Consider the following 10,528-nt stretch of genomic DNA (forward strand, 5'->3'; position numbering starts at 1 on the left):
ACGACATCGAGACCGCGCACACCACGGTCGATCAGATGGAGACGGCGGAGAAGAACATCGACCAGCTCTTCCGCATGGAGCAGGGTGACGCCGACGTGCGCCGCCGCCAGCTCGGCGAGCTCCACGAGGACATGCTGGCCGCCGCGCTGGGAACCGAGGACGAGCGTCTCGCCGCCGAGGCCAGGGCCCTCGACGCGCGGGCGGACGAGCTCTCCCGGGACACGCAGGCCGCCGACTTCATGGACCGCTACGCACGGCTGGTGGTGGACTACCGGCTCGTGGTGGAGGCCATCCGGGCCCGTGAGATGGCGGATGTCGAGGCGGCGGACGACGCGGGTGACCGCCACGCGCCGAGGCTGTACGACCGGGACTGGCGCGCCGGCTACGGCTACAACGGCTTCGTGCCGTTCTACGTGGTCTCGAGCTGGCACGCCCACGACGTGCAGGCGGCCCAGGCGGCGAGTTCCACCAACACGAGCTACTCCAACGCCTCGTTCTCCGGTGGCGGCGGGTCGAGCGGGTACTAGACCCCCGGCCCGCCTCAGCCCTCGACGATCTCGACCGACTCGATCGTGTGCACCGTCCGCGGGGCGCCCTGCGGGCTGCCGTCGTCCTCGATCGCCGTGACGGCGTCCATCCCGTCGGTGACGGTGCCGAAGAGGCTGTAGGCCGGCGGCAGGGAGACGCCGGAGTCGCCGGTGACGATGAAGAACTGGGAGCCGTTGGTGTCCGGGCCGGCGTTGGCCATGGCCATGGACCCGATCTCGTACTCGCCCTCGGCGGGGAGCTCGTCGGAGAACTGGTAGCCCGGTCCGCCGCTGCCGGTGCCCTGCGGGTCGCCGCCCTGGATCATGAAGCCGGGGATCACCCGGTGGAAGGTGATGCCCTCGTAGTACTTGTGGCGGGCCAGGAAGACGAAGTTGTTCACCGTCTCCGGCGCCTTGTCCTCGAGCAGGTCCACGGTCACCACGCCGGCGTCGGTGGTGATCACGGCGGAGTAGTCGACCCCGGGGGTCAGACACATCGGCGGGGCGGAGTCGAACGAGGTGATCCGCTCGTCGGTGCCCTCGGCGGGCGGGCACTCGACCGCGTCGGCCGTCCCTCCGTCGGACGCCTCGGCCCCGGTCTGCGTCCCCGCGGTCGTGCCGGTGGCCGCGTCCTCGGCGGGTGAGTCGTCGGTGCCGCACCCGGCGAGCGCCAGGGGCACCGACAGGGCGAGGATGCCCAGGGCGGTGCGGAGGGTCGGACGGGGCCGGGCTGTGGCGGAGAGCTGCATGAGACAAACCTACGTGGCGCGTCCACGCCGCTGAACCCCCGGTTCCGCGTGGTGGGAGGGATCGCCCCGGCCCGCCGGGTACGATCGACCCGGCTTTCGACTAGGGACGGGGACTCATCCATATGCACCACCACGGCCACCACGAACTGGTCGACGAGGTCGAGCGGTCGGTCGCCGGTCTCGCGGACCCGATCGGCCGGGAGTGCCTCCAGCGGGTCATCCTGCCCCGGGCCGGCGAGCCGCTGGACGTGAGATCGCTCTACCTCGCCGAGGCCCCCACCAACGCCCGCCGCGCCCACTCCGCCGGCCGCACCACCCTGAGCGTCGGCGCGGACTCCGAGGTCTCCTTCGCCACCTACTTCAACGCCTTCGCGGCGGCGTACTGGCGTCGCTGGACGATCCTCGGTGAGGTGGTCCTGCGGCTGACGATCCGCGGCGCCGGCCGCGTGGACCTCTACCGGTCCAAGATCGACGGCTCGCGCATCGCGATCACCGGGGACGTCGTGGGCGAGCCGGGCGAGTCGGGGGCGGACCGGGTCACGACGGTCGAGTTCGTCTGCGACCTGGGCCCGTTCGAGGACGGCGGGTGGATCTGGTTCGACCTCACCTCCGACACGGACGTCGAGGTGCTCGCCGGTGGGTGGTACTCGGCCGTGGACGCGCCGGCCACCCGCCCGGACGCGGGCCCGGACGGCACCCCCGATCCGTCGGTGCAGTTACCCAACGACCGCCGGGTGACCGTCGGTATCCCGACCTTCAACCGCCCCGGGGACGCGGTCGCGGCGCTGCGGGCGCTCACCTCCGACCCCGAGGTGGACGCGGTCCTGGACGCGGTGCTCATGCCGGACCAGGGCGACCGCAAGGTGCGTGACGAGCCCGGGTTCGCGGAGGCCGCCGAGTACCTGGGCGAGCGCCTGCGGATCTTCGACCAGCCCAACCTGGGCGGCTCGGGCGGGTACAGCCGCATCATGTACGAGGCCCGGCGGCTCACCGACTCGCCGTACATCCTCTACATGGACGACGACATCGAGATCGAGCCCGACTCGATCCTGCGGGCCCTGGCCTTCGCCCGTTTCTCGCGCGTCCCGATGCTGGTCGGCGGCCAGATGCTCAACCTCCAGGAGCGCAGCCACCTCCACACCATGGGCGAGGTGGTGGGCGCGCACGACTTCATGTGGACCGCCGCCCCGCACGCCGACTACGACTACGACTTCTCCCGGTACCCCCTCACCGACCGGGAGAACCCCAAGGAACTGCACCGCCGGATCGACGTGGACTACAACGGCTGGTGGATGTGCCTCATCCCGCGGGTGGTCGCGGAGAAGATCGGCCAGCCCCTGCCCCTGTTCATCAAGTGGGATGACGCGGAGTACGGCCTGCGGGCGCGCCGCGCCGGCCACCCCACGGTCTCCATGCCGGGTGTGGCGATCTGGCACATGGCGTGGTCGGACAAGGACGACGCGATCGACTGGCAGGCCTACTTCCACCTGCGCAACCGGCTGGTGGTGGCGTCGCTGTACCACGACGGCGACCACAAGGGCATCATGCAGTCGAGCCTCAAGGCGCTGGTCAAGCACCTGGTGTGCCTCGAGTACTCGACGGTGGCCATCCAGATCGAGGCCATCCGCGACTTCCTGCGAGGACCGGAGGCGCTCTACGAGCTGCTGCCGACGGCCCTGCCCAAGGTGCGGGCGATGCGCGCGCGGTTCCCCGACGCCGTGGTGATCCCCTCGGCCGTGGACCTGCCCGCGCCCTCCGGCGGCCCGGCCGGGATCCACTCCGAGCCCCGGGGCCCGGTCCGCAAGGCCCTCGCCCTGGGCAAGGGGCTCATCCACACCCTGAGCCGGGACGACAAGGCGCACCACGAGGTGCCGCAGGCGAACTTCCCGCCCGTGGAGGCGCGCTGGTACTCGCTGAGCCGGGTCGACGGCGCCACCGTCACCACCGCCGACGGGCGCGGGGTGGTCTACCGCAAGCGCGATCGTGAGCAGGCCGGATCGCTGTTCGCCGAGTCGGTGGCCGTGCACAGGGAGCTCTTCCGCCGGTTCCCGGAGATGCGCCGCCGCTACCGTGATGCGCACACCGAACTCGTCACCAAGGAGGCCTGGAGCCGTGTCTTCGACGCCTGAGACCGCACCCGGGCCGGCCGGCCCCGACCACGCCGGCACGGGGCCGACGGTGGAGATCCCCGTCCCGACCGGTGAGGTCCGGTTACTGGCCGGGATCCAACGCCGGCTCCTCGCGGTGCCCGGATCGCGTGAGGCCGCCGTGACGCTCTCGCGCGTCGGGGAGCACGCGCTGGGCTGGATGGCGATCTCGGCGGTCGGCGTGGTGGCCGACCCCGCCCGCCGGAGCCGGTGGGCGATGGTCGGTGTGGGCAGCTTCGGGGCGCACGCCACCTCCGTCGTCATCAAGCGGGTCGTGCGGCGGCGACGGCCGGACCACCCCACCGTCGCGGTGGGGGTGGGCACGCCCTCCTCGCTCAGCTTCCCGTCCTCCCACGCCACGTCCACCACCGCGTTCGCCCTGTTGGCGGGGGCGGTGAGCGGCGTCCCCGTGGCCCCCGCGCTCGTTCCCGTCATGCTGGCGTCCAGGCTCGTCCTGGGCGTCCACTACCCTTCGGATGTGTTCGCCGGCGCCGCGGTCGGCGCGGGCTGCGCTGCGCTCACCCGCGCGGTCTGGCCCACGGACCCCGTCCAGCGCCTGCTGCCGGAGGCGCTGCGTGACGGCGCGCCCGGACCGCGCACCACCCCGACCCCCGAGGAGAATCGATGACCGATCAGACCGGAGTCCCGGCCTCCCGGGGCGGGAGCGATCACCACCTTCTCGGTGCGGAGCCGCACACCGCCAACGAGATCGACCTCGCCGAGGCCGAGGAGGAGGCCAAGGGCTCACCGCCCAAGAACCTGCTCGACGGCATGATCAAGGCCCTCCGGCCACGGCAGTGGGTCAAGAACGTCCTCGTGGTCGCGGCACCCGCCGCGGCCGGGTCGCAGACGCTCACCGACACCTCGGTCCTCTTCTCGGTCTTCATCGCCTTCGTGGCGTTCTGCATGGCGGCCTCGAGCGTGTACCTGATCAACGACGCGATGGACGTCGAGGCGGACCGCGCGCACCCCACCAAGCGGTTCCGTCCCATCGCCGCCGGGGTGCTGCCGGTCGGACTGGCCTACGGCATGGCGGTGGCGCTCATCGTCGCCTCCATCAGCATCTCGGTGCTGTTCACCCACCCGGCGCTGGCGATCGTCGTGGCCGTGTACATCGTGCTGCAGCTCATGTACTGCTTCGGACTCAAGCACCAGCCGGTGCTCGACATCGCGTTCGTCTCCTCCGGTTTCCTGCTCCGCGCGGTGGCGGGCGGCGCGGCGGCCGAGGTCGAGATCTCACAGTGGTTCCTGCTGGTCATGGCGTTCGGCTCCCTGTTCATGGCGGCCGGTAAGCGGTACGCCGAACTGAACCTGCACCTGAGGACCGGGGCCAAGATCCGCAAGGCCCTGGAGAGCTACACCCCGACCTACCTGCGGTTCGTGTGGACGCTGTCGGCGACGGTGCTCGTGCTCTGCTACGCCCTGTGGGCGTACGACCGCGGTTCCGATCCCACCCAGCCGTCCGGCTCGGCCGTGTGGTTGCAGATCTCGATCGTGCCGTTCACCATCGCGGTGCTGCGCTATGCGGTCGACGTCGACGCCGCCCAGGCCGGCGAGCCCGAGGACATCGCGCTCGGGGACCGCGTCCTGCAGGTCCTGGCCGGGTTGTGGGTCCTGACCGTCGTGATCGGCGTCTACCTCGTGCCGTCCTTCGCCTGACCGGGGTGGGCGGGCGATGTCGGAGGTGACGGCGGGGAATCCGGGAGCGGGGCGTCCGGCAGCGGACCGGCCCCCGGCGACCGTGGCCTCGCGGAACCCTGAGCGGATCACCGACCGGATCACGGAGCGGATCACCGAGCGATCCCGGGCCGAGCCGGCCGTCTTCTGGGGCGGCCTCGTCGTGGTGGTGGCGGTGTTCCTCGCCGGCGCGTGGCAGCGCCGGTGGATCGCCGACGACGGGCTGATCGTCCTGCGCACGGTCCGCAACCTCATCGCCGGCAACGGACCCGTGTTCAACGCGGGGGAGCGGGTCGAGTCCAACACCTCCACCCTGTGGACCTATCTCGTCTATCTCACCCACGAGGTCGTCGGCTATCGGCTCGAGCTGGTCGCCCTGGGGTTGGCGCTGACGCTGAGCATGATCGCGGTCACGTGCGCGATGCTCGGCACCCGCGTGATGTACCGGGGCACCCGGCGCGCCCCCGCCGGTGGTCCGATGCTGCTGTTGCCGCTGGGCGTGGTGGTCTACATCATGCTGCCGCCCGCCCGGGACTTCGCGAGCTCGGGCCTGGAGACGGGGCTGGTGATCTGCTGGATCGGCGTCATGTGGCTCGGCCTGCAGCGGTGGGCTCGCGCGCCGCACCGCGAGTACCGGTTCGGTCTACCCGCGGTGGGCACGGCCGCGATGGCGTTCATCGCCGGGCTCGGTCCGCTGGTGCGCCCCGAGTTGGCGCTGGCGGCGGTGGTGTTCCTGGCGCTGCTGGCGGCGTCACAGCAGTCGTGGCGGCATCTGGGCTGGTTGGTCGCCATCGCCGGAACCGTCCCGGTGGTCTACCAGATCTGGCGGATGTCGTACTACGCCCTGCCCTATCCGTTGACGGCCGTCGCCAAGGACGCGGGCGGGTCCAAGTGGGACAAGGGGGCCCAGTACCTGTGGGACCTGCTGTCGCCGTATGTCCTGCTCCTGCCGCTGGCGGTGGTCCTGGTCGCCGGTCTGGTCTCGCTGTGGGCCGTGCGCCGGTCGGACCCCGCCGCGTCCGGGTCCCGGCCTCGCCGGGGCGGGGTGACCGGTGACGACGACGAGGTGGGCGGTCTGCTCCGCCTGCGCGGCCGGGTCCGCTCGACCCCGGTCGTCACGGTCGCCTTCCTCGTGGTGGCCGTGATCATGCTGGCGTACGTCACCCGGGTCGGCGGGGACTTCATGCACGGCCGGGTGCTGCTGCCGTCGGTGTTCCTGTTCCTCCTGCCGGTCTCCGTGGTGCCCCTGCCGGTCGGACCCGCCCGCGGGGCGGACGACGCCCGCGTGCGCCGGGTGGCGGTTCCCGTCGTCGCCGGTGCGTGGCTCGTCGTCGTCGGATGGGCGGTGACCGTCGAGGTGGTCCAGGACCCGTTCCGCGACGAACCGGAGTCCATCACCGCCGCGGGGATCGTCGACGAGCGGCAGTTCTACATCCAGCGGACCGGCCACAAGCACCCGTTGCTCGCGGACGACTACCTCGACTTCCCGCGCATGAGGGCACTGGTGAGAGAGGTCTCGACCAACCGGACGGGGGCGGTATTCCTGCCGGTCCCGGGCTTCCAGGACCGGTGGGACGTGGTGGCCTACGACCGCCCGATGCCCGGACTGCAGCCGTTCGAACTGCCCGACGACCCCATCAAGACGGTCGTGTTCCTCAACCTGGGCATGACCAGTATGAACCTCCCGCTCGACGTGGACGTCTACGACACCGTGGGTCTGGCCTCGCCGTTGGCCGCACACACCGACCGCATGGAGGACGGGCGTATCGGGCACGACAAGTTCCTCCCGTACGACTGGGTGCTCGCGCGCACCGGGGTGGTCGAGGACCCGGTCAACTTCCCGCGATGGATCGACGTGAACTGGGTCAACCAGGCCGAGGTGGCGCTCACCTGCCCCGCGACCGAGGCGCTGATCGACTCGTATTCCGGCCCGTTGACGCTGGAGAAGCGCTGGTCCAACCTGATTAACGCATTCTCATTCGCCGAGTACCGGATCAACAGAATCCCTGCATACGAGGTGCAGAGGTGCGGGTTACCCATGCCTGAGAAAGTGGAGAAGTACCAGGGCACTCGGTAGTGTGGCCCGTACTGTTGTCTCGAATCGATAACAGTAGGGGATCGATCAGGTCCCCGACCTGTAACACCTGTCCCAGAATAAGCGACAGTAACGATGTCGCAGTTCCGGTCCTCCCCTGGTGGGGCCGGTCCGATGGACGTCACCGATGCCCCGGGTCACCTGGGGGCACCAGGAACGAACAAAGGAACCCACGAATGTCCCAGACCACCCTCCGGCGCAAGTTCGCCGCCGGGCTCACCGCCCTGGCGACGGCTGCAGGCCTCGTCGTCGGCGCTCCGGCTCTCGTCGGCGCCCAGGCCACCGAGCAGGGCTCGTCCGCCAGCCTCGGCTCCGCCGGATCGGCAGGATCGGCCGGATCGGGCGACGCGCCGAACGCCGCCCCCGCCTTCCAGCCGGCCGCCGGCAACGAGAACCCGGTGGGCTTCCGGAACTGGCTGCGCCCCGGGTGTACCTGGGATCCGGTCGCCTCCTGGGTCCAGCTGTGCGACGTCTGGTCGCCGGCGATGAACCGCCACATCAAGGTCCAGGTCCAGCCCGCCCGCTTCGGCGGCAACGCCGGCCTGTACCTCCTCGACGGCCTGCGGGCGCGGGACGACTGGAACGCGTGGACGCGTGACGCACAGGCCCAGCGCATCTTCCTCCAGGACAACATCACCCTGGTCATGCCGGTCGGCGGCCAGGTCTCCTTCTACTCCGACTGGGACCGGCCCATCAACCTGGGCGGCAACCTCGTCGAGTACAAGTACGAGACCTTCCTGACCCGCGAGCTCCCCGGGTACCTGAACGCCCACTTCGGCGTGCGCACGGACAACAACGCCATCGCCGGGCTGTCGATGGGCGGGTCCGCCGCCGCGATGCTGGCCGCCAAGCACCGCAACCAGTTCAAGCAGGTCTCGGTGTTCTCCGGCTACATGAACCCCACCGCGCCGGGCATGTACACGATGATCCCGCTGGCGATGTTCGACCAGTGCAAGTGCGACCCGTTCGCCATGTGGGGCCTGCCGGGCTCGCCGCGCTGGGGTCAGAACGACCCGCTGCTCAACGCGGACAAGTTGCGCGACATCCCGATGTACGTCACCGCGGGTTCGGCCATCCCCGGCCGGTACGACCAGCCCTCGAGCCTGCAGGCCGTGTTCAACACCTTCAACGGCATCATCCTCGAGGGTCTGTCGCGCGGATCGACCATCGCGTTCCAGAACACCCTCAACGCCCGGCCCAACCAGGCCACGTTCGACTACCGCACCACCGGCATCCACGGGTGGGGCTACTGGAACGACGACCTGATCGCCGCCCGCTCGGCGCAGATCCTGCCCGTGATGAACGCCTTCGCGTGGTGATCACGGTCGGTTAGCCGACGAATCGGGCTCCGCTCAGCGAGTCCTCACCCGTCACACCGGGGCCCCGTGCGTAGATTCTCGTGCGGGGCCCCGGTCGCTTGCGTGACCACCGGGTTCGGCCGCGGGAGGGGAGCCCGCGGGCGGACGACGGACCAGGGCCCCGGGCAGAAGCTGTCCGGGTCGCGCTCGCGGCCCGTTCACCGAGACGTTCGGCGACGACGCGGCAAGGAAGAGAACCTCACATGGCGACCCCCAGCGCACACGCGAGCCCCCGCACCCGGTGGGCGTCCCTCCTGGCGGCCCCACTCGTGGTGGGAATGGTGGGCTCCGGCCTCATCGTCCCTCCGGCTGCGGGCGCCCAGGAGACCCCGGTCCGGGTGACCCCGGGTCAGGAGACTCCCGCCCAGGGCTCCCCGGTCCAGGCCTCCCCGGCACAGACCGGTCCCGGCCAGGAGGACCCGGCCCGGCAGGCCCCCGGGAACCGGGTGGACTCCCCCTCCCTGAGCGTGCCGACGACCCTCCCGACCGGAGTCCGCCTGGACAAGGTCGAGTGGAAGACGGCCAACCGGGTCGCACTGTGGGTGCAGTCCCCGGCCATGGAGCAGGCCATCCAGGTGCAGCTCATGCTCCCGGCCCAGTGGAACGCCGAGCCGGAACGCACGTACCCCTCCCTGCTCCTGCTCGACGGCCTGCGGGCGCGCAACGACGCCAGCGGGTGGACCCTCGAGACCAAGATCTCCCAGTTCTTCGACGCCAAGAACGCGATCATCGTGCTCCCCGTCGGCGGCGAATCGAGTTTCTACACGGACTGGGTCGCGGACGCCAACGGCTCGGCCTACCAGTGGGAGACGTTCCTCATGGAGGAGCTGCCGCCGCTACTGGCCCGCGACTGGCGGGTGAACGACAAGCACGGCGTGGCCGGGCTGTCGATGGGTGGCACGGCCGCGATGATGCTCTCGCAGCGCTACCCGGACTACTTCCAGTTCGCGGCGAGCTACTCGGGCTTCCTCGACACCACGAGCTTCGGCATGCCCGAGGCCATCAAGGTGGCCATGCAGGACGCCGGCGGGTATCAGGCGGAGAGCATGTGGGGACCCCTCGGCTCGGCCAGGTGGCAGGAGCAGGACCCCAAGCTCCACGCGGACAAGCTCCGCGGCCAGAGCGTCTACGTGTCCGCGGGAAGCGGGAACACCGGTCCGTGGGACCAGCCGTCGGGTCTGCCGGACATCCCCACCAACTTCCCGGGCTACGGGCTCGAGCTGCTGTCGCGGATGACCACCCAGACCTTCGTCAACAAGGCCCGCGGGGCCGGCGTCGAGGTGACCGCCAACTTCCGGCCCTCGGGCACGCACACGTGGCCGTACTGGCAGTTCGAGATGATGCAGTCGTGGCCCCAGTTCGCGGGCGCCGTCGAGATCGAGAACGTCGAGCCCCCGTGCGCGGCGCAGGGTGAGATCGCCCGGGTCGCCGAGCGTCAGCCCGGTCTGGGCCCGTGTCTGACGGGCGAGTACGACGTCAAGGGCGGCAAGGCCACCGACTTCCGCTTCGGCCGCGTCTTCTGGTCGCAGCAGACGGGCGCGCACTCGGTCCTCGGGGCCATCGGCGCCGCCTACCAGGCCGAGGGCGGACCGGACGGCCCGCTGGGGCTGCCCACCTCGGGCGAGACCACCACGCCTGACGGCAGGGGCCGGTTCACCCAGTTCCAGAACGGGGTCATCTACTGGTCGCCGACCACCGGGGCGCACGCGATCCGCGGGGCGATCCGGTCGATGTGGCAGGAGCGCGGCGCCGAGCGCGGCGACCTCGGCTACCCGACCACCGACGAGATCACCAACCCGAACAAGCCCGGCGTGGTCCAGGGCTTCCAGGGCGGCACCGTCTACTGGTCCTCCGCCACGGGCCCCAGGGTCGTCGAGGGCGCCATCCTGACCACCTACCGGGAGGCCGGCGCGGAGAACTCTGAACTCGGGTACCCGACCACCGACGAGATCTCCCTGACCACGCGCAACGGCGC

General features: G+C 70.8%; 7 protein-coding genes and 1 pseudogene. 7 read left to right on the forward strand and 1 reads right to left on the reverse strand.

Translation table 11 applies throughout. The features are described 5' to 3' along the window. A pseudogene (locus tag G6031_RS03145) lies at positions 1 to 527 on the forward strand (DUF5129 domain-containing protein); the annotation flags it as partial. Positions 528 to 541: 14 nt separating this feature from the next. Here the strand turns inward: G6031_RS03145 and G6031_RS03150 are convergent. Next, positions 542 to 1,276, reverse strand: a complete 735-nt coding sequence (locus G6031_RS03150; protein ID WP_179524230.1) for a peptidylprolyl isomerase — start codon at positions 1,274 to 1,276, stop codon at positions 542 to 544. A gap of 122 nt (positions 1,277 to 1,398) precedes the next feature. Here G6031_RS03150 and G6031_RS03155 point away from each other — a divergent pair, with 122 nt between their 5' ends. The 6 genes from G6031_RS03155 to G6031_RS03180 all read left to right on the forward strand — a co-directional run. Next, on the forward strand, positions 1,399 to 3,405 hold the full coding sequence (locus G6031_RS03155) for a glycosyltransferase (protein WP_241737160.1): 2,007 nt from the start codon (positions 1,399 to 1,401) through the stop codon (positions 3,403 to 3,405). Continuing rightward, a complete protein-coding gene (locus G6031_RS03160) occupies positions 3,389 to 4,051 on the forward strand; it encodes a phosphatase PAP2 family protein (protein ID WP_347238432.1) in 663 nt (220 codons plus the stop codon). The genes G6031_RS03155 and G6031_RS03160 overlap by 17 nt, the downstream gene beginning before the upstream one ends. After that, positions 4,048 to 5,082: a decaprenyl-phosphate phosphoribosyltransferase gene (locus tag G6031_RS03165; protein WP_182652411.1), complete on the forward strand. Its 1,035-nt coding sequence runs from the start codon at positions 4,048 to 4,050 to the stop codon at positions 5,080 to 5,082. Before G6031_RS03160 ends, G6031_RS03165 begins: the two co-directional genes overlap by 4 nt. A 16-nt stretch (positions 5,083 to 5,098) precedes the next feature. Then, positions 5,099 to 7,177 (forward strand): flagellar motor control protein ZomB, encoded by a 2,079-nt coding sequence (zomB, locus tag G6031_RS03170; protein WP_182652412.1) that lies wholly within the window; start codon positions 5,099 to 5,101, stop codon positions 7,175 to 7,177. A gap of 194 nt (positions 7,178 to 7,371) precedes the next feature. After that, on the forward strand, positions 7,372 to 8,514 hold the full coding sequence (locus G6031_RS03175) for an alpha/beta hydrolase family protein (RefSeq protein WP_182644940.1): 1,143 nt from the start codon (positions 7,372 to 7,374) through the stop codon (positions 8,512 to 8,514). 242 nt (positions 8,515 to 8,756) lie between these two features. Continuing rightward, positions 8,757 to 10,528, forward strand: a 1,772-nt coding sequence (locus G6031_RS03180) for an alpha/beta hydrolase-fold protein (protein WP_182652413.1), incomplete at its 3' end; no start/stop codon positions are given.

The sequence above is a fragment of the Dietzia sp. CQ4 genome (assembly GCF_014145125.1).
Taxonomy (GTDB): Bacteria; Actinomycetota; Actinomycetes; order Mycobacteriales; family Mycobacteriaceae; genus Dietzia; species Dietzia natronolimnaea.

Bases quoted from the DNA above. Each gene is read 5' to 3' on its own strand.
- G6031_RS03150 (WP_179524230.1), bottom strand. From the start codon at position 1,276: ATGCAGCTCTCCGCCACAGCCCGGCCCCGTCCGACCCTCCGCACCGCC.
- G6031_RS03155 (WP_241737160.1), top strand. From the start codon at position 1,399: ATGCACCACCACGGCCACCACGAACTGGTCGACGAGGTCGAGCGGTCG.
- G6031_RS03165 (WP_182652411.1), top strand. From the start codon at position 4,048: ATGACCGATCAGACCGGAGTCCCGGCCTCCCGGGGCGGGAGCGATCAC.
- zomB (WP_182652412.1), top strand. From the start codon at position 5,099: ATGTCGGAGGTGACGGCGGGGAATCCGGGAGCGGGGCGTCCGGCAGCG.
- G6031_RS03175 (WP_182644940.1), top strand. From the start codon at position 7,372: ATGTCCCAGACCACCCTCCGGCGCAAGTTCGCCGCCGGGCTCACCGCC.